The sequence below is a fragment of the Clostridium pascui genome (genome assembly GCF_016908015.1).
GTDB lineage: Bacteria > Bacillota > Clostridia > Clostridiales > Clostridiaceae > Clostridium_AK > Clostridium_AK pascui.
The window spans coordinates 357,542-378,221 of the sequence record NZ_JAFBDB010000002.1; the positions used below are offsets into that span (position 1 = coordinate 357,542).

The 20,680-nt window shown below is 31.0% G+C and carries 19 protein-coding genes; 17 read left to right on the forward strand and 2 right to left on the reverse strand.

Annotation, left to right across the window (positions count from 1 at the left end):
• The first annotated feature begins 32 nt into the window (after window positions 1–32).
• The 4 genes from rbsB (at window position 33) to JOC70_RS06845 (ending at window position 5,316) form a co-directional block, all read left to right on the forward strand.
• Window positions 33–944, forward strand: a complete 912-nt coding sequence (gene rbsB, locus JOC70_RS06830) for a ribose ABC transporter substrate-binding protein RbsB (protein ID WP_204598142.1) — start codon at window positions 33–35, stop codon at window positions 942–944.
• 277 nt (window positions 945–1,221) lie between these two features.
• Window positions 1,222–2,220 carry a LacI family DNA-binding transcriptional regulator gene (locus JOC70_RS06835; RefSeq protein WP_204598143.1) on the forward strand — a complete coding sequence of 333 codons (999 nt, stop codon included), beginning with the start codon at window positions 1,222–1,224 and terminating at the stop codon, window positions 2,218–2,220.
• Between the two features lie 61 nt (window positions 2,221–2,281).
• Window positions 2,282–2,722: a bacteriohemerythrin gene (locus tag JOC70_RS06840; protein ID WP_204598144.1), complete on the forward strand. Its 441-nt coding sequence runs from the start codon at window positions 2,282–2,284 to the stop codon at window positions 2,720–2,722.
• 20 nt (window positions 2,723–2,742) lie between these two features.
• Entirely contained in the window at window positions 2,743–5,316 is a 2,574-nt protein-coding gene (locus JOC70_RS06845) for a 3'-5' exonuclease (RefSeq protein WP_341534864.1), read from the forward strand.
• A gap of 286 nt (window positions 5,317–5,602) precedes the next feature.
• Here the strand turns inward: JOC70_RS06845 and JOC70_RS06850 are convergent, their stop codons facing one another.
• Window positions 5,603–6,634, reverse strand: coding sequence for a glycoside hydrolase family 25 protein (locus JOC70_RS06850; protein WP_204598146.1), 1,032 nt, complete (start codon window positions 6,632–6,634; stop codon window positions 5,603–5,605).
• Between the two features lie 194 nt (window positions 6,635–6,828).
• Between JOC70_RS06850 and JOC70_RS06855 the strand changes: the two genes are divergently transcribed.
• On the forward strand, window positions 6,829–7,155 hold the full coding sequence (locus JOC70_RS06855; RefSeq protein WP_204598147.1) for a YqfO family protein: 327 nt from the start codon (window positions 6,829–6,831) through the stop codon (window positions 7,153–7,155).
• Window positions 7,156–7,511: 356 nt separating this feature from the next.
• Here the strand turns inward: JOC70_RS06855 and JOC70_RS06860 are convergent, their stop codons facing one another.
• Window positions 7,512–7,706, reverse strand: a complete 195-nt coding sequence (locus JOC70_RS06860; RefSeq protein WP_279381239.1) for a HepT-like ribonuclease domain-containing protein — start codon at window positions 7,704–7,706, stop codon at window positions 7,512–7,514.
• 507 nt (window positions 7,707–8,213) lie between these two features.
• Here JOC70_RS06860 and ptsP point away from each other — a divergent pair.
• From ptsP to JOC70_RS06920, 12 genes are all read left to right on the forward strand, one after another.
• The gene (gene ptsP, locus JOC70_RS06865) at window positions 8,214–9,830 is read left to right on the forward strand and encodes a phosphoenolpyruvate--protein phosphotransferase (RefSeq protein ID WP_204598148.1); all 1,617 of its coding nucleotides are present in this window, start codon (window positions 8,214–8,216) and stop codon (window positions 9,828–9,830) included.
• Window positions 9,831–9,868: 38 nt separating this feature from the next.
• Entirely contained in the window at window positions 9,869–11,881 is a 2,013-nt protein-coding gene (locus tag JOC70_RS06870) for a glucose PTS transporter subunit IIA (protein WP_204598149.1), read from the forward strand.
• Window positions 11,882–12,074: 193 nt separating this feature from the next.
• On the forward strand, window positions 12,075–13,544 hold the full coding sequence (locus tag JOC70_RS06875; RefSeq protein ID WP_204598150.1) for a hypothetical protein: 1,470 nt from the start codon (window positions 12,075–12,077) through the stop codon (window positions 13,542–13,544).
• Window positions 13,545–13,700: 156 nt separating this feature from the next.
• On the forward strand, window positions 13,701–14,177 hold the full coding sequence (locus JOC70_RS06880) for a sigma-70 family RNA polymerase sigma factor (RefSeq protein WP_341534873.1): 477 nt from the start codon (window positions 13,701–13,703) through the stop codon (window positions 14,175–14,177).
• A 2-nt stretch (window positions 14,178–14,179) separates the two neighbouring features.
• Entirely contained in the window at window positions 14,180–15,070 is an 891-nt protein-coding gene (locus tag JOC70_RS06885; RefSeq protein WP_204598151.1) for a hypothetical protein, read from the forward strand.
• Between the two features lie 935 nt (window positions 15,071–16,005).
• On the forward strand, window positions 16,006–16,647 hold the full coding sequence (locus tag JOC70_RS06890; RefSeq protein ID WP_204598152.1) for a GTP-binding protein: 642 nt from the start codon (window positions 16,006–16,008) through the stop codon (window positions 16,645–16,647).
• 105 nt (window positions 16,648–16,752) lie between these two features.
• Window positions 16,753–17,076, forward strand: coding sequence for a hypothetical protein (locus JOC70_RS06895; RefSeq protein ID WP_204598153.1), 324 nt, complete (start codon window positions 16,753–16,755; stop codon window positions 17,074–17,076).
• A gap of 57 nt (window positions 17,077–17,133) precedes the next feature.
• A complete protein-coding gene (locus JOC70_RS06900; RefSeq protein WP_204598154.1) occupies window positions 17,134–17,859 on the forward strand; it encodes a TIGR03943 family putative permease subunit in 726 nt (241 codons plus the stop codon).
• Between the two features lie 148 nt (window positions 17,860–18,007).
• Window positions 18,008–18,940, forward strand: coding sequence for a metal ABC transporter solute-binding protein, Zn/Mn family (locus tag JOC70_RS06905; RefSeq protein ID WP_204598155.1), 933 nt, complete (start codon window positions 18,008–18,010; stop codon window positions 18,938–18,940).
• Between the two features lie 62 nt (window positions 18,941–19,002).
• Complete coding sequence (locus JOC70_RS06910) at window positions 19,003–19,512, forward strand: hypothetical protein (protein WP_204598156.1); 510 nt, start codon at window positions 19,003–19,005, stop codon at window positions 19,510–19,512.
• Window positions 19,499–19,810: a nucleoside triphosphate pyrophosphohydrolase gene (locus tag JOC70_RS06915; protein WP_204598157.1), complete on the forward strand. Its 312-nt coding sequence runs from the start codon at window positions 19,499–19,501 to the stop codon at window positions 19,808–19,810. The genes JOC70_RS06910 and JOC70_RS06915 overlap by 14 nt, the downstream gene beginning before the upstream one ends.
• Before the next feature lie 266 nt (window positions 19,811–20,076).
• Window positions 20,077–20,658, forward strand: a complete 582-nt coding sequence (locus tag JOC70_RS06920; protein ID WP_204598158.1) for a hypothetical protein — start codon at window positions 20,077–20,079, stop codon at window positions 20,656–20,658.
• Window positions 20,659–20,680: the final 22 nt, after the last annotated feature.

Sequence of the window (20,680 nt, forward strand, 5' to 3'; positions counted from 1 at the left end):
AATTAAAAAATTAATAAATGGAGGAGTTTAAAATGAAAAGAACAAAGGTAAAAATGCTTTCACTTGCTCTAACTGGAATGCTTATGCTAGGAGGTCTTACAGGCTGTGGACAGCAAGCAGGACAGAAAAAAGATAGTAAGAAAATTGGTCTTGCAATATCAACTTTAAACAATCCTTTCTTTGTATCTATGAAGGAAGGCGCTGAAAAGAAGGCTAAGGAACTTGGATATGAATTAGTAGTTTTGGATTCTCAAAATGAAGCTGCAAAAGAAAGATCTAATATTGAAGATTTAGTACAGCAGGGAGTTGCAGCAATAATTGTTAACCCAACAGATAGTGATGCAGTAGTAAATGCTATAAAAGTTGCAAATGATGCAGAAATTCCAGTACTTACTGTAGATAGAAAGTCAAATGGTGGAACTGTAGCAACTCATATAGCTTCTGATAATGTTAAGGGCGGACAAATGGCAGCAGAATTTATACTAAATAAATTAGGCGGGAAAGCAAACATAGTTGAACTTCAAGGAATACCAGGTGCTTCTGCAACAAGAGATAGAGGTACAGGGTTCCACAAAGGAGTAGACAATAAAGCTGGGGTTAAGGTTGTATCAAGCCAGCCAGCAGATTTTGATAGACAAAAAGGATTAAGCGTTATGGAAAACATAATACAGGCTACTCCAAACTTTGATGCTATATTTGCTCACAATGATGAAATGGCATTAGGTGCTTTAAAGGCATTAAAAGGTAAAAAAGCTTTAGTTGTAGGATTTGATGGAACAGCAGATGCTATAAAAGCTGTAGAAGCTGGAGAAATGGCAGCTACAATTGCACAACAGCCAGATTTAATGGGAACTATGGCTATTGAAAATGCAGTTAAAGTTATAAAGAAAGAAAACGTGGAAAAAGAAATACCGGTAGATTTAAAAATTGTAGAAAAGAAATAATTTAGTAACTAGTGGAGGTACTAGGTTCTAGGAATAAGGAGATAGGAAATGTAGAAAGTTTTTATATGGAAACTTTCATCCAGTTCTAAACCCTAAGTCCTAATTCCTAGTACCTTTTTACTCTATAGGAGCTTTTTTTATACTATATGTTGTAATTAATTTGTACAAATGGCTTACTATGTTATAAAATAAATTAGGATATATGAATTTATTGAGAGATTTACCATAACTAGTAACTATTGATTTTTAACTATTAACTAGAACAAGAGGGGTTTTTATGAAGAAAATTACAATGAAGGATATAGCTGAAATGGCTAAGGTATCTAAGACCACTGTATCTATGGTTTTAAATAATAGAGAAACAAATATAAGTGAGGAAACTAAAAATAGGGTGTTGGAAATAGCAAACAAATATAATTATATTCCCAATTCTATTGCAAGAAGCTTAAGCACAAAGAGAACAAATACTATAGGAATAATTTTACCTGATATAACAAATCCATTCTTTTCTGAAATTGCAAGGGCAATAGAAGATGGAGCAGGAAGCTTAGGGTATAATGTAATATTCTGCAATACAGACAATGAGGAAGAAAAAGAAAAGAGATACACGCAGCTTCTCATAAGTAAGCTTGTGGATGGAGTTATATTCATTTCAGGTGGAGAAGGATATCAAAGTATAAAGGTATTAAAAGATAATAATATTCCCTTTGTAGTGGTGGACAGACATATAGAACTTGAAGAAGAACATTACGGAGTGTATGTTTTAAACAAAGAAGGAATACGAAGGGGAATGGAGTATTTATATAATAAAGGAAAGAAAAAAATTGCCTTTGTGAAGGGGCCTTATGGCTTAAAGACCTCTGAAGAAAGGTTTTTAGGATACAAAGAGTGTATGGATATAAAAGGATTCTATGATGAGGCTTTAGTGGCACAAGGAGACTTTACTATTGAAGGTGGAATAAAGGCTACAGAAGAGATATTAAGTAAAAATGAAAATGTAGATGCAATATTTTATAGTAATGATATAATGGCTTGTGCAGGCATAAAATACCTTATAAAGAAAGGTATAAGAATACCCGAAGATATAAGTGTAATGGGATTTGATAACATAACCTTAGCAAGTTTTTTTGAGCCAGAACTTACAACTTTAGCACAACCAATATATTTAATGGGAAGAGAATCCTGCAAAATGCTTATAGATTTAATCCTGGAAAATCCTATAGATAAAAATCAGATATATTTTGAAACAGAACTTATTGTTAGAAAAACAGTCTAGAATATATATTTAGTTAGTTTAATTTAAAGATTAATTATTAAATAAAAAGGAGGAGATGAAGGTGTTTGAATGGAAAGAACAATATGACACTGGGGTTAATGCAATAGATGAGGAGCATAGAAGACTTTTTGAAATAGGAGGCCAAATATATGCTTTAGCTAAAAACGATAATTACATTGATTACTATGATAAAATAATGGATCTTATAGAAGAACTTAAAAGTTATACTGTGTATCATTTTAATAATGAAGAAAAAATAATGAAACTTTATGAATATCCTAAATATGATGAACAAAAAGACATGCATTATAAGTTTATACAAAAGATTAATAATTTAGACTTAAAGGCAATAGATGCAAACCAACAAGGATCGATCTTAGAACTTCTGGAGTTTGTATGTAAATGGATAGAAAGTCATATATTAAAGGAAGACGTTCAGATAAGAGATTATTTAGAAGATTTAAAAACAGGAGTAAAACTTAAACTAGGAAAAAGATACTAACTAATAATATGGAGGGTACTGTGCTAAATTTTAATAATGAGCTAGCTAGCTGTAATGAAAAGCAACTTTCAATAGTACAGGAATTAGACAAAAATGTACTGCTATTGGCTTCAGCAGGAACGGGAAAAACCAGAACACTATGTCTAAGAATTGCAAATATATTAGAGGGAAAAAGGGCAGCGGCAGAAGAAATACTATGCTTAACCTTTACAAATAGAGCATGCAGGGAAATGACAGAAAAAATAAGTGAAATGCTTGGAAAGATTGGACAAAGAGTAAGAATAAAAACATTTCATAGTTTTTGCTTTGATATTATAAAAGAAGAGGCAAAGGAACATACGGACATACCTTCTGATTTTATAATATATGATGAAGAAGACACAAAGGAAGTAATAGGGGAGTTTAATATGAATAAATTTCCTGTAAACTCCCTTCAATCCTTTATAAGAGAGGTTAAAGAAAAAAAGGCAATTTATAAACAAGGTACTTATGAGGAAATAATAGCTTCATTATATAAATATGATATGGAAAAGATAAAAGCCATATGTGTAGATAATAACTATAAGGTAAGGCTGGATATGGTAACCTATCTTGAAACCTATGGGGCTAAATTTATAGAAGCCTATAATTCAAGGCTTTCAGAAAGACATGCAGTGGATTTTGATGATCTTTTATTGAATTGCAATGAATTATTTTTAAAGGAAAAGATAGTAGAAAAATGGAGAAAAAAATTTAAGTATTTACATATAGATGAAGTTCAGGATACAAGCGAACTTGAATACAACATCATTTCTAAATTGTTCCTTAAGAATAACATCTTGATGTGTGGTGATAAATTTCAAACCATATATGCTTGGAGAGGATCTAATCCAGAAATTATACTTAAGAAATTTAAAGAAGATTACACTCCTACATTTGTTGCTTTCGATGAAAACTATAGAAGCAGCGAAACACTCTTAAATGCCTCCTATGAATTTTTAAAAAATGCCTTTAATGAGGAAGTAAGTGAAATATATAAAGATGGGATAGAATCTAAAGTAAGCTTTACAGGAGATAAGATTAACCTTAAAATTGCTTCAGATTTTAATGAAGAAGCTAAGTGGATTTTTCATAATATAAGTGCTCTTAAACAGCAGGATGTAAAAAAAATTGCAATACTTACAAGAGGAAATAGAACAGCTAAAGATTTAAGCTCTATTTTTACTATGATTAATGCAAGCCTTACTAAGGAAAAAAGGTTAGAGTTTTTACTTGTGGATGATTTTAAATTTTTTAGACGACAAGAAATTAAGGATATACTTTCTTATTTAAAATTAATTAAAAATCCTTTTGACTATACAAGTCTTAGAAGAATAATCAAAAGATTTGTAAAAGGGGTAGGAGATAAGAGCATAGAAGAAATAGAAAGTAAAGATGCTAAGGCGCTTGGGATTAGGCTTACAGATTTTATTAATAGCTTTACACTAGATTATGGAGAGCCTTATAGACCACTTTTGGATGGCTTAAGTGGGGGAAATGTAGTTATATTTGATGTGGAGAGCACAGGAGTAGATACTGAAAAGGATGAAATAATTCAAATATCTGCAGTGAGAATAAATGATGAGGGTAAGATACTAGATAAATTTGAAAAATTCTTAACACCCACAAAAAGCGTTGGAACTTCCTATGATGTTCATGGATTTAGTGATGATTTTTTAAAGGAAAATGGAGAACCTAAAGAAAAGGTTTTAAGAGAATTTAAAGAATATGTGCAGGATAGAATTGTACTTGGACATAATGTATCCTATGACATAAATATTTTTAATAGCGAGCTTAAAAGGTTAGGTTTAGGATATGCAGAATTTATAACTCATTTTGATACCTTGGATTTGAGCAGAAGATTTTATCCAAAACTTAAAAATCATAAGCTTGAAACCTTAAGTAATTTATTTGATACGGAAGTAAAATCTAGCCATAATGCCATAGATGATGTACTTGCAACTAAAGATATACTTTTAAACATCTTAACAGATAAGCTTTTACCTATTCTAGATGAAAGAGAAGAATTTTATAGTAGATATAGTGAAAAGTTTATGGAGCTGTGCGATGATATTAATGATTTAAGGGAAGAAGCAAAGATTGCAAGAACCTTTGATATCATTACACACATAGTAAATATTTCAGGAATAAAGGATGTATATAGTAAAGAGCCTCAAAGAATTGAAAATGTAAGGAATCTTTACCTCATAGCTAAAGAGGGAGATAATGAAACAATGGGACCAATGGAAGCTTTAGCAGAATTTTTAAAACTTACAGCTCTTTCAAATACTGAAATAGAAAGTATAACTTCAAAGAGGCCTAAAATTCCAATTATAACAGTGCATCAAGCAAAGGGAGCAGAGTTTGATCACGTATTTTTGGCAGGTCTTCAAGAAATGATATTTCCAAGTTACCAATCAGTAAAGTCAGGTGACTTAAGGGAAGAGGCAAGAACCTTTTATGTAGCTATGACCCGAGCTAAGAGAAATTTATATTTGAGTGCTTCAAGAAATGGTGGCAAAAAGCCAAGCAGGTTCTTGGATATGATACCAAAAGAGTTTGTTGATAACAACTAATTGATATCAGATATAAACAGAAGCATGATTAAATAAAAGGAAAATGCGACATTTTTAATGGTGAATGTTCCGTATGGGATTTATATCTAAGAAAGCGTTCATTTTGCTAAAAACGGCTAATATTTATAAATCTAAAATATCTAAGCCTTCTAAACTCGCCTTAGCTCAGACAGTAGAAGGCTCTTAACGATATTTCAGATTTATAAATAAAGTCGTTTTAAAGCTCATTCAATGCTTTCTACGATATAAATCCCATACTGCATTCACCATTAAAAATGTGTGCATATTAGTCGATGGGATAATCAAATTTATCAGGATAATTTAAAAATAAATTAGAGTCTCCTTGTGTAGAATTATTACCACGATATCTATTTTGAGGTACTATTACGCTAGTTCGTCTAGTTGAAAAATCTCCGTCTGTGTCAAAGGCTTCTATGGCAACTTCAATTCCTCTATCAGGTCTAACTCTTACTCGACTTAGAGGAATTACATAGGAAGTGGCATTTTTGCTTAAGGTAGTTATATAATTTGCATTTGCAAATAAGTTATATCCATTTAAGTCTATGTCAGGGTTCTTATTCCATGAAACATAAATATTTTTGCTATCCATAGTTGCACGCAGTCCAGAAACTGGTACAGGAGGTCTTAGAAGATCTATGCTGTCAGGACCCCAGTTTAAGTCTACAGGATTGCTAACACCTCTTATTATTCCGTTTTCTGTATACTGCCAAATTCTCCATCTTGTCCAGCCACCAGCATCTCTAGGAATTGGTGGGTTTCCTGGAATGCTTGGATACATTGCTATCCATAAAGGCATATGACTAACAACAAATCCACGGCCTGGAATGAAGAAATTATTATAAAGTTCAATAAAGAAAGCTCCAGTATATAACATAAGTTGTCTTCTAGTTAATCTTTCAAAGGTGGATTCAAACCTCAATATCCAATTAAGTAAAACTGAAGTAGGTATGGACCTATCAGTTGGGGTCTCAACGTCAACAACAGGGAATATATCGCCGTAATCTCCTTCACCAAAAGCTGCCTCTAAGGTATTTGCGAAGTCAGTAGCTTGAAGTTCTGCAGTTCTTAAATCATAATTTGGAAGTGCATAGTGATAGGCACCAACAGGAATTCCAAATTGTCTAGCACCTCTCGCAAATTCAAAAAATTTCCTATCTATTCTAAATCTGCCGGTACCAGAACCGGATGCTCTAAGATATATAAAGTCTACAGTTCTAGCTAGCTCTTGAAAGTTTACGTTTTGACTAAATTCATTCAGGTCTGTTCCAAAAAGGCTATTATCATTTCTAGGTTGCATTGATTCCTCCACAAAAAAAGTTCTCTTACATAGTATATTAAGTTAAGCACCATTAGGTGACATATTTTAGTTGTAGAATATTAGAAATTTATTTTATTATAGTAAACAGAAAAATTGATATTAGCCTAAATAAGGTAAATAATATATTAAGAGAAAAGAAATAAATATGTGATTTAAGAAAGGATGTATGTACTATGGATATTAGTGTAGTAAAAATAGAAACCTTCATTCCAGAGGAATATGTAGATAAGTTAAGAGAAGCTTTAAACGAAATTGCAGCACTAAGCATCGGAGGAAATTATGATAATTGCATGGCAGTTTCAAAGGTAACAGGATATTGGAGGCCGCTTAAAGGCGCAAATCCATTTGAAGGAGAAGTAGGGGAGCTTTCCAGTGAAGAGGAGTGTAAGGTAGAATTTTGTTGCCTTATAGAGGTGGCAAAACAAGCAGTGGAAACAATAAAAAAGGTGCATCCTTATGAAGTACCTGTAATAAATGTTATGCAGCTATTAAACTTCTAGAAATATTACGACATTTTAAAATAATGTTGAACCTACCGTATGAGATTTGCATCTAGGAAAGCGTTCATTTTGCTAAGAGCGGCTAATATTTATAAATTTAAAATACCTAAGCCTCCTAAACTCGCCGTAGGCTCAAACAGTAGGAGGCTCTTAACGGTATTTTAAATTTATAAATAAAGCCGCTCTAAAGCTCATTCAATGCTTTCTACGATGGAAATCCTATACTATATGTTCAACATTAAAAATATCACCTACAGCTGCTGAGGGAAGAAATTCAGTCAACTGAATTTGTAAAATATTTTAGGAATTAGTACATAAAAGTCTTTTAGGGAGGCAGCCCTGGAGGTTACAAGAAATCATAGCAGTAAATGAAACGAATAGAAAAGTTTAATTTGATAGTATGATAATAAATTGTTGTTTATTATATCATAAACTAATCCTCTATCTAATTTCATATAATCGTGGACCAAGATATTTCTAAATCCAGCCATATTACATAAGTTATTTTTTAAAGTTTCATTAATTATTTTATCTCCTAAAATATTCACCATTTTTTATTTTTTCAATCATTGTATTATCATATATATCTGAGTAGTATTTAAAATCAAAGTACTCTCGCAAAGATAAAGATTCAAAATCAGCTCTTTCATCATGATCTTTGATAAATATTCCCTTATGAATTATTTCATATATTAATAATAAAGAAGAAACACTATTTAAGGAAACAACATCTACGTCTTTCTTAAAAAAAGTTTTACCTTCTTCTATAATATCGCCTCTTTAATCACCACCAAGTTTAATCTTAAAATATTAATGTTAATTGTAAGTATATTAACCATTATATTATAGCACATACTTATAAATTTCAGACATACCATCCAAGTATTTAGTGACAATGCAACTAAATCATTATCTTTATAAACAAGTTTCTATTGTTTTAATTATTGATTTTTCGTAAATACTAACCATAGATTGATGATATGCATACAAAATTGATACATATGCAAGATAGATTAATGAAAATAGGGGTTGTAATAAATATACGAGGAGGAAAAGTAATGAAAAAAGGTATAGCTGCGTCAAATGGATATGCTATAGGGCAAGTATTTATAAAAGAAGATAAAGAAATTTCTATAGTAGAAAGAGTTATAGAAGATTTAGAGGAAGAAAAAAATAGACTTCAAAGTGCTATAGAAAGTTCAAAAGATCAATTAACAAAGATAAAAGAAAAGGCAGAAAGAGAACTTGGAAGTGAGAAAGCAGCAGTTTTTGAAAGTCATATTATGCTTTTAGAGGATCCGGAATTTACTGGAGCTGTTGCTATGAATATAGAGTCAAGCAAGATAAATGCGGAAAAGGCGTTAAGTGATGTTATAGAAATGTATATGGGTATTTTTGCTGCTATGGAAGATGAATATATGAGAGAAAGAGCTGCAGATATAAAAGACGTTGGGAATAGAGTACTATCTAACTTAGCAGGAACAGTAGAAAATGCATTAGAAGACTTGAATGAAAACACAGTAATTGTAGCGCATGATTTAACTCCTTCTGATACTGCTGGGCTAGATAGAAGCAAGGTTATTGGATTTATAACCAATATAGGTGGAAGAACATCACACAGTGCAATAATGGCAAGAACCTTAGAGATCCCTGCTGTTTTAGGTTTAAATGATATAACTGAAAGCGTTAAGAATGGGGATATAGTAATTGTAGATGGATACCAGGGAATAGTCTTAATTAATCCAGATGAAAGTACTATATCTAATTACAGGCAGAAAAAGATAGATTATGATAAGGAAAAAGAAGAACTTAAAAAGCTTATAAATGTAGCAACCGTGACTAAGGCTGGAAAGCACGTAGAAGTTTCAGGAAATATAGGTAAGGCAGAAGATATCTATCAAGTTCTAGAAAATGGAGGAGATGGCGTAGGATTATTTAGAACAGAATTCTTATATATGGATAGAAATGATATGCCATCAGAAGAAGAACAATTTGAATCATATAAATATGTGGCTGAGAAAACAGAAGGTAAACCAGTGGTTATAAGAACACTTGATATTGGTGGAGATAAAAAATTACCATACTTACCACTACCTAATGAAATGAATCCATTCTTAGGCTATAGAGCTATAAGACTTTGCTTAGATAGAAAAGATATATTTAAGATACAATTGAGAGCATTACTTAGAGCATCTGCTTTTGGTAACATAAAAATAATGTTCCCGATGATAGCTTCCTTAGAAGAATTCTTAGATGCAAAAAAAATACTTAAAGAATGCATGGATGAGTTGAAGAGAGAAGGAAAGGACTTTAATGAGGAGCTGGAAGTTGGAATAATGGTGGAAATACCATCTGCAGCTATTTATGCAGATGAACTTGCAAAACATGTAGATTTTTTTAGTATAGGAACTAATGACTTAATTCAATATACTTTAGCTGCTGATAGAATGAATGAGAAAATTTCATATCTATATAATCCGAAACACCCTGCAGTTTTAAGGCTGATAAAGATGACAATAGATGCTGCGCATAAAGAAGGAAAATGGTGTGGAATGTGTGGAGAGGCAGCAGGAGACGAAGATATGATACCAATTCTTGTTAAATATGATCTTGATGAATTTTCTATGAGTGCAACTTCCATATTAAAAGCTAAACAAATTATAATGAACAACTAATATATAAGAAGCTTAATAGAGCAATAGGAGGTATTATTATGAGAAAGATATTTGCTGTCTTGCAAAAGATAGGTAAATCGTTAATGCTGCCAGTATCTGTTCTACCAGCAGCAGGATTGCTATTAAGATTTGGTCAACCAGATTTATTAAATTTACCCTATATGGCTCAAGCAGGAGATGCTATATTTAGCAATCTTCCAATGATTTTTGCCGCTGGAGTTGCTATTGGTTTTACGGGTGGAGAAGGTGTTGCAGCTTTAGCTGCTGTTGTGGGTCAGTTTGTTTTGCAAGCAGCTATAAAAGTAGCAAGTGCTAGCGGTGCGGCAGCACTCGCTACAAAACTTGCCTCTGAGCAAGGAATAACATTAGAAGCATTTATGAAAACAGCAGCCTATACTGATGTAGTTTCACAGACAACTATTAATATGGGTGTTTTTGGAGGTATATCAATAGGTTTAATATCAGGTGCTCTATATAATAGATTTCATGATATAAGGCTGCCACAAGTTCTTGGATTCTTTGGGGGAAAGAGATTTGTACCAATTATAACTTCCCTTGTAGCTTTAGTCTTTGGAATTATTGGAGTTAGCATTTGGGCACCTATTCAAAATGGAATAAACGTATTTTCACATTGGGCATCAACTTCTATATTAGGACCAGCGTTTTATGCAGCAGGCAAAAGATTATTGATTCCAGTAGGATTACATCATATGTATTATCCTGCATTCTTATATCAATTTGGAGAATATGTATCAAATGGAGTAGCTTATTTTGGTGACTCTCCAAGATACTTTCATGGTGATCCTACTGCGGGATATTTCATGGCTTCAGAGTTTCCAATATTGATGTTTGGACTTCCAGGAGCTGCTTTAGCTATGATTGCAGCAGCTAGAAAAGAAAATAGAAGAAAAGTATCTGGCATGATGATTTCAGCTGCATTTGTGGCTTTTCTTACAGGGATAACAGAACCAATTGAATTTTCATTTATATTTGTAGCACCTATGTTATTTGTATTTCACGTTGCAGCTGCATTCTTATCTGGTATTATTACAAGTTTATTAAATATTAGACTTGGGTACACTTTTTCAGCTTCCTTTATTGATTATCTATTGGGATTTAAATTTGCAGGTAATCCATGGTTAATGTGGTTAGTTGGATTAGCTTTCTTTGCATTATATTTTGCAGTTTTTTATTTTACAATTAGGGCTTTAAATTTAAAAACTCCTGGTAGAGAAGATGAGGAAGAAGCAGTAGTAGCTCCTATAAATGCTAAAGGTAGTGAAAAAGCTGCAAGGGTACTAGAAGCAATAGGAGGAAAAGAAAATATTGAAGTTTTAGATGCCTGTATCACAAGGCTTAGGCTTACTTTAAAGGATCCGTCAAAGGTTGATAAGGGTACACTAAAAGCACTTGGAGCGGCGGGAATATTAGCTGCAGGCAATAGTATTCAAGTTATTTTTGGAACAGAAGCAGAAAAAATTAAGGATAATATAAAAGCTATTATAGCAAATGGAGGTTATGTTAAACCATGTAGTAATGAGACAAAAGAAGAACTTAAGGAAGTAGCTATCGATGATAATAAAAACGCTGTTAAAGGTTCTTATTCATTATATAATCCAATTGATGGTGAAATTGTTGAACTAGAAAAGGTTCCAGATGATGCCTTTTCACAAAAGATTTTAGGAGATGGCTTTGCAGTGGTACCTTCTGGGAATAAGGTGTATGCTCCAGCAAGTGGAGAAATAACAGTATTGTTCCCAACTAAGCATGCTGTGGCAATTACAACAGAAGAAGGATTAGAAATTTTAGTTCATATAGGAATAGATACAGTTAACTTAAATGGTGAAGGATTTACAGCTAATGTTGAACAAGGTGATAAAGTTAAAAAAGGAGATTTATTAGTATCTTTTGATGCCGAGTTTGTTGAGAAAAATGCAAAGAGTTTAATTTCTCCTGTAGTTATAACCAATATGGAAAAGGTAGAGAATCTTACAGTTGACTTCTCGAAAAAGAAGGCTATGGAAGAGGCCGCAAAAATTATAACGAAATAAAATTTATATAAGAAGTATTAGAGAGGGATCTATGTTATCTCTCTCTAGTACTTCTTTATTTATATATGTAATAAAGTCGTTGATTTTTCTATAATAGCACTGATTTATTACCATTTTAATATTATATATTACAACATTAAATACTTTAAAAGTTGAGAAACAATAATTTTAAAAATTAGGGGGAAGATTTATTATGGGAAGATGCTATGAAGATGATTTTATATGCAATCCAAGATGTAATGAAAATAATTTTATATATAAACCAATAAAAACAAAGAAATGTTCTAAATGCGGTAATTTGCTGGAGAATCCAAGCTTTGAGGCAGGTTTAACTGACTGGGTTACAAATAACGTAAGTGCATCAGGAGAAAAACCCTTTGAGGGAACAGCTATAGCAAGAATGGGACAGACAGCGCCTAGTATGTTTCAAGATGTTCTATTAAATAAAAACTGTAGAAAGCCATTGCTATTAAGTTTTGAAATTCTTCCAAGTCTTATTGAATTTGATGTGTTTGTTGGTAATCTTATAGTAGAGGTACTTTGGCTGAATGATGAAGGAGAGATTATAGGTACTGGACTTAGAACTCTTATACCTGAGGAAAGAACATCTATTACTCAAAATAGATTGACCTTTGTTGAGATAACTGATTTGCCACCTAGTGATGCAGCTGCGGCAAGACTTCAATTTAGTAAAGGATCAACAACTGATAATTCGAAAAATTTACTAGATATAGATCAAGTAATACTTGCCCCAATAGATTCAATTAATTTAGTAAAAAATTCAGGATTTCAATTAGCTTTAACAAATTGGAATGCCATTGATACCACAGCACAATTTACAAATGTTTATGAAGGAACGGGAACAGCGGAATTGGATGCTAATGGTAGAGTTTTTCAAAGTATACCAATTAATCAATTGCCCCGCAATTCTAAGTTTTTATTGAGTTTTGCTGTTATTGCAAGTTTTGATGTAGGCTCAATTAGAGCTCAAGTTATATGGTTAGATAAATTTGGATCTCCTATTGGAACAGGATTAGATTTATTAATAAATGGAGGTGTATTTGAGGATCAGCTTAACTACACAACCTATGTAGATATAACTAATGAAGCTCCTAAAAATGCAGTTACAGCTGAAATTAAATTTATAAACACCAATGCTCTCAATGTGTTTCAAATAGATAAAGTTATATTTGCAAGGGTTATGTCAACAAATCTTTTGCAAAATCCAAGTTTTGAAAATGATTTAACATTAAGTCCGTGGATAGGGGAAGGAGCTAATGTAGTACAATCTATTAAATCATATGAAGGGAATAGACTTGTAAGAATTGATGGTAATGGAGGGTTCGTAAGTCAAGAGGTCCCAGTAGAATCAAAGCAGTGCTATCTTTTAAATTTTGGATATGAACCTTTTAGTTCTGATGCTTCTGGAAATTTGCTTGCAGAAGTATATTGGTTGGATCAGAATGGACAAGAAATTGGACTTGGACTTAGTATTAATCATAAAATTGATTTTGAAACAGGTGATAGATTGCTAACCTATTTAGGAGTTACTGAGGCTGCTCCAGATAATGCAGTTAGAGCAAGAGTACAGTTCTCCAGATCCGTTAGTGTTGAGGCGATTGCAATTGATATAGATAAAGTTGTATTTGCACGACTTGTATAAAATATAATTAGGAAATTCTGCCTAGGCAGAATTTCTTTTTTATTTGAAACTTTTTGCGTAGTAATAAAGTCTAATGGGTGTAATAATTGTATCAGCTGATGCTTTAAAATATATTGGGGGGTGTGAGCTATATTTAGCTTTACAAGAAATAAGATTATTAATGATAAGGAATTTGAAAATTTAATAAAAGAAAATAAGGAAAGGTTATATAAAATTGCATATAGTTATGTAGGAAATTCTTACGATGCTATGGATATTGTTCAGGAAGCAGTTTATAAGGCCTATGTTAAGAAAAGTAATTTGAAGCAGCCTGAGTATTTTATAACTTGGATAACGAGGATATTAATTAATTGTGCTATGGATTTCTTGAAAAAGTCAAAGAGGGCAACGAATTTTGAAGAGAATTTTTATGAAGCTGATAAAAGGAAGATTAGTTCAGAAGAAATAATTGATTTGTATTCTGCTTTAAAGGATCTAGATGAGAGGTCAAAAACTATAGTAGTCTTAAGGTACTTTGAAGATATGACACTTAAAGACATTTCAAATATTCTTGATTTGCCACTAAGCACTACTAAGACCATACTTTATAGAGCACTTGGCAAGTTAAAAATAAAATTAGAGGAGAATGATTAATTATGAGTAAAAAAATAGATGAGTTTAAAAAGAGCTATGATGATATAGAAATTCCAAAGGAACTTGATGATAAGATTAATTCAGCAATAAAAAGAGCAAAAATAAGAAAGAAGTTTAATGTAACAGGGGGAGCAGTAGCAGCGGCAATTGTTACTTTTACCTTGTTTATAAATACCAATGCTGCATTTGCAAAAAGCATGAGTTCAATGCCAGTACTCGGAAAACTAGTTCAAGTTCTTCAGTTTAATAAGGGTATAGGATACGGTGGAAATATAACAGATGGAGCAGATATATCATCCATAGAGAACGCTAATAAGGGTAATACCTCAAAAATTACAATCAATGTATCAACCATTATGAATACTATGAATAAGTTTAAAGTGGAGTATAAGGATTATCCAAGTACTATGATTTTTACAATGTATGGAACAAGAAATATGAGTGCAGAAAAAGAATTTGAAGAACTAAAAAAGAACCCTTTCATAAAAGATGTTTATAAAATAATAACCTTAGATGATTCTACCGTAAGATTTGCAGTAGTCTTTAATTCCCCAGTGCAGTATGAAATAAAGGAGTATAAAGATCCTGCTAAAATTGAAATAAGCTTAAAAAAGCTTAAGTATGATAAATCAAAATCTATATATTCTGTTAGAACTGCATCTTATGAAATGGGAGAAGGCATTGGGATGGTTGATGAAATGTTTTTGTACGTTGAAGACAGAAGGATACTAAAAGATGAAAGTGAAAAGTTTGCTGTAGAGCTTAAATACTATGACTCTAAAGAAGAAGCTGAAAAAGCTCTTAACGATTTTAAAAATGAATTTGGAGATATAGTTAAGTTATTCATTGAAGAAAGAAAAGAAGGGAAAGCTCTAAAAACTATTCAACAGTAGATGATATATTACCACGTTTTTAATGCTCTGGGTCATATAGAATTTTCATCTAGGAAAGTCATTGAGTTATGGTAACATCTCAGCAAACTGAGATGTGCTGATTTATAACGAAATCATAGATTTCTATAAATCATGCAATAACGGCTAATATTTATAAATTCAAAATACCTAAGCCGCCTAAACTCACTGTCGCTCAGACAGTAGACGGCTGTTAACGGTATTTTGAATTTATAAACAAAGCCGTTCTAAGGCTTATTCAATGCCTTCTACGATGAAAATTCTATGCTCCCAGAGCATTAAAAAGTTCTTTATGTGAACTACTAAATGAAGAAAGTCAGCTAACTGAATTTCTAAAATATTTTAGAACCTAGCACAGAAAGATCTTTTAGGGCGGTAGCCCTGGAGGTTACAAGAACTTATACGAGATAAATAGAAAACTTAATTTATAAGTTAAATATAAGGCAATCTTATGAAAGATTCTTAATAAAAAATAGAATAATTAATATTTTACGACCTATCGGTCTGCGGGCCTACCAGCCCTTTGCCAAGTGTTAATTTATTAAAAAGGAACTTTCGCCAAAGCGAAATTCCTTCCTTTAGTAAGGTAAGCGTGAAGACATTTTTAATGGTGGATTTAGTATGAGATTTGCATTGTAGAAGGCTTTGAACAAGCAATTAGAAGCTCTTTATCTATGAATTTAAAGCACCGTAAAGAACTTTTTACTGTCTGAGCGACAGCGAGTTTAAAAAGTTTAGGTGATTTAAATTCATAAATAGTAGAGCTTCTTTACGCAGTGAACGCCTTCTTAAATGCAAATCCCATACGGAAGATTCAACATTAAAAATGTCGTAATATTCTTTTTGTATCATATAAGATTTTTTTCAAGCATAACTATAATATTGTGGAAAGCGCAAGAATTATAAGGAGTTGAATTATGGAAATTAAGAGTGATATTGAAATAGTGGCGGGAGTTTTGGGCTCAGGAAAAACCTCACTTATAAATGCACTACTTAATATAAATTTAATACCTAAAGAAAAAGTTCTTATTTTACAAGAGGAAATAGGAGGAAGAGAAATTGAGAAAAGATTTAAACAAAATAGTAATATAATAATTAGGAGTATTTGCACTGAACAGCCACTTACAAAAGAATATTTTAAGTACTTAGCAAATTTACATCATCCTAATAGAATCATAATTGAAATGGATGAAACAAAAAATCTAGAAGAAATACTTGGAATGCTAAATGAATCAGAAGTGAAAAAAATTAGTAAAGTATCTACTATATATTATGTGGCAGAGGCTCAAAACTTTGAAAATTATTTAAAAAACAATAATTCATTTTTAGTACCTCTATTAACTCACAGCAATTTAATACTTTTAACAAAATGTATATTTTTAAGAAAAGGCCAATGGGAAAGTATAAAGCTTGCTATAGAAGATATAAATCCAAAAGCTTTTATGCTAAGAGCAGACAGTATGGGAAGTATTGAAAGAGTACTTAAAGAATCTCATTTAATAGATAGAGGCATACTTAAGAAGTTAAGATTTAGGCTTAATAAAATTCTATGTATTTAATGAAGGCTTTAAATACTGTTAGTTGCGGGGGAGGGATTAAGCATAGAGAGATATTCATATTTAACTTTTAAAAACCTCATAAAGCTTATAGGAACAATATTAATTATGTGGGCTTTATGGATAATTTTTGTACTAAATGGAGAAGAACTTTTAGGACATGGATTTAAAGAATTTTCTATTATATTTATAAGCATATTACTTACAGCACTTCCATTTATATTATTAATATCATTTATAACTTCATTTATCCAAGCTTTTTTTAGCCAAAGTGTAATCTCAAAGAGAACTTTTAAAAGTAGGAAAGTTTTGAAGTATAATAACCAATCATTAGATATTTCTAAATTGCTGCAGGAAACTACTTATAAATTCATGCTTATAGGAAAATATTTTATATTTGGTGCTTTAGTATATTCTTATTTGTATTTTTAGTAGTTTTAGATTCAACTATTAATGATATTTTAAGGTGATATTATGAAGAGATTTAATATGGAACATTTATTAAACTTTATAGTTTTATTTAGTTTGGTCACAGCACTATTTTATTTGATTAAAACAGGAAACATAAATAACTTGTTACATCCTCACATGCAAAAGTTAACTTTAATATCCTTAGGTGGGTTAATAATTCTTACTATAAATGAGTTTTTTAATATATTTTCAATGATTGAGAAAAAAAAGTTAAACATTATAGGATATGAAATATTTTTTGTAACCATAATTATAGGAATGTTTGCTTCAGTAGGTGGAATGCATGTGCATGAAAATACTAATAAAAATATAATTTTAAATTTTACTGAAAAAAGTAGCAATATTAAAGGTGATACACATGAAAGTGCAAATGTTGAAGCTATAGCAGGCGGAAGTATAATAATTGATGAAAAAAATTATTTATATATGATAGGGAAAATAAACGAAGATAGGGATGTATATAAAGGAAAAAGTATAGTTTTAGAAGGCTTTATATTTAAAAATGATAGTTTTAAAAATGATAAATTTATAACTGCACGATTTGTTATGAAATCTAGTGCTATAGATGCTCAAATAGTAGGGATACTTTGTAAGGATAAGGACTCTTCTAATTTTAAAATAAACGATTGGGTAAGAGTTGAGGGAATAATCGATTATGAAAAGGTTTCTGAAAAAGACTTAACTGTATTAAAGGTTAAACGGATTCAGAAGGTTGAAAAACCAGAAAATAGCTGTATCTATTAACTTTTATACTGATTTGTTTAATAAATTGTAAACCCTGTTGACTTTATAGGTGGCTGAAACTATTATTAATATAGTCTTTGGTTTAAAAAATTATTTATGAGTGATTTTTTAAACCAAAGACTTATTTTTAAGCTACGAGGTGAAAAGTTTGTTAAAGAAAATCATGCGATCTATAGCAATTCTTGCAATCATGGTAATTTTTCCCGGATGTGCTAATGATTCAACAGTAAATGGTGATAATAAAGATCTACCAAAAGGCTCTGATAGTAAAGTTCCTGTTGTGGTAACTTTTAATCCAATGAAGGAATTTGTAAAGGCAATTGGAAAGGATAAAGTACACATAACCACTATGATACCTACTGGAATGGTTCCACATAATTTTAAGCCGCGAAAAGAAGAGTTAAGTCATTTAAAGGCAGCAAAGCTATTTGTGTATAATGGTATGGAAATTGGTGAATGGGTAGATGAAACACTTGAAAATATTAATAATAAGGATTTAATTGTTGTAGAAGCATCAAAGGGAGTAGAGTTTTTACAAAATCCCGAAACAAAAGCAGGGAAGTATTATGGAAACTATGATCCCTATACTTGGTTAAGTTTAAAAAATGCTCAAATAGCATCAAAAGATATAAAAGAGGCGCTGGTTAAAATAGATCCTAAAAATAAAGATTACTATGAGAAAAACTATGATGATTTTTCTGCAGATTTAGATAACTTATATACAGAATATAAGCGTAGATTCTCTCAGGTTAGCAAAAAAGTAGTATTAACGGGGCATCCAGCATTCGCATATCTATGCAGAGAATTTGGACTTGAACAGGTAAGTATAGAAAATTATATTTCAAAATCTGTACCATTGAAAGAAGAAATAAATAAATTGTCTAAATACTTTAAAGATAACTCTATAAAGGTGGTTCTTGTAGAAAATGGGGAAAATATTGATATTTTAAATGCTCTAGAAAGAGATGTAGGAATTGAAGTTAAAACAACATATTGTATGGAAAAAGGACAATCGGATAAAAGTTATATAGATAGCATGAGAATTAATTTAGATAACATATATGCGAGTTTAGCGAAGTAGGAAACTACTTCGCTTTTATGTTATAATTAAGTTAATGTATTACAATAATGGGGGACTTAGGAATGCAGCTTATATATATGATATTTATAATTTTTTTTATGTTTTTTATTATAATGATAGGAAGGGAAACTTATTTTATAATAAGATATTTTAGATATGATGGAATTAAAGTAAGAGGTAAGTTTTGGAACAATGCTTTCTGGTGTGTATTTAATATAGGAATATATAGTTTGCCTATTTTTATGGGATTAAAGTCAATGGAATATGAGTATAAAGTTATTATTTATATGAATTTAATAATGATTTTATTCAATATAGTAAGTATATTTTCTAAAGGAACTAATATTTTGATAAATGAGGAGGGAATAGTTTATCAAGGAAAGATATATCCTTTTTCAAAAATGGAGTATTGTCATATAGATAAAACGAATAAATTACAGTTTAAAGGTAAAAATTATAAAGATATAATAAAAACTACTTCAACCATAGAGTTTGATATAAGCGAAGAGGATAAGTATGAAATAAATTCCTTAATTAGAGGAGGAGTGAAAAACACAAATGAGTCTATGTAATAAACTTGTGAGAGATAAAATACCTGAGATACTGGAAAAAGAGGGCAAAAGGTATGTAATACAATATGCAGAAAAAGAAAAGATGTTAGATTTATTAAAAGATAAGCTTAAGGAAGAAGCAAGAGAATTTTTGCAAGATAACAGTTTAGAAGAACTTGCAGATATAGTTGAAGTAGTTTTTTCTTTAGCTAATGAACTTGGCTACTCAGAGGAAGAAGTTTTAGTTAAAAGAACTGAAAAAAGAGAAGAAAAGGGCGGCTTTGAGGAAGGTATAGTACTTGAAAGAGTATGTGAATAAAAAATTTTCATGAATGTTTATATTTTGTAGCTTAAAAAAGTTTTTGTTAAAATAATATTTATAAGACAGCAAATAAGAATATTAGATAAAAATCGGAGATAATCCGATTTTTTTATTGCTCGTTTTCTCAATATTAGAATTGTATACTTACCAACTATATTTTATTTAATTAAATAGGCATTTAAAGCTGTTTGTTTACATATAATTGTATAAAAACAGCAAGTGGAAACTATTAACTATTAAATAAAATGCGGGGGGATTAAACTATGCATATAAAGGATTTAATTGAGAAGTACGGAAGTGATTTAAGCCATCTTACTTTAGAAGACTTTAAAGATGTGGATTTTACTAAAACTTATAGGGATATATTAGAAAATCATAAATACACAGTAACTCACCTTCCTAATCTACCAGAGCTTTTTCAAGTTATAAAAGATAAGAGCTTATATTTAGGTTATATTCCAGATGGAGATTATTCTAACTTTAATTTTCAGGATGTAAATTTAAATGGATGCACTTTTAACGAAAAGTCAATTTTACCTAGTGATTATGACTTATTTCAAAATATAAGATATAAAAGTTTAGAAGAAGTAACCTTACCAAAAGGAGATTATTCCAATTATGATTTTACAGATGTAAGTGTTTTTGGGACAACATTTACTTCAAGCTCTATAATTCCTAGGGACTTTTTTAGTAAGGTGTATAAAAAAAGCGTAAAATATGCATTATTACCTTTAGCGGATTATACTGACTACGATTTCCAAGGAGCAGACTTAAATATGGCATTTTTTAGACAAGGTTCTGTGCTTCCAGAAGAACTTAAAAAATCAGCAGTGAATCTTTCATAGCTATTAAGCCTAGTTGTTTTAA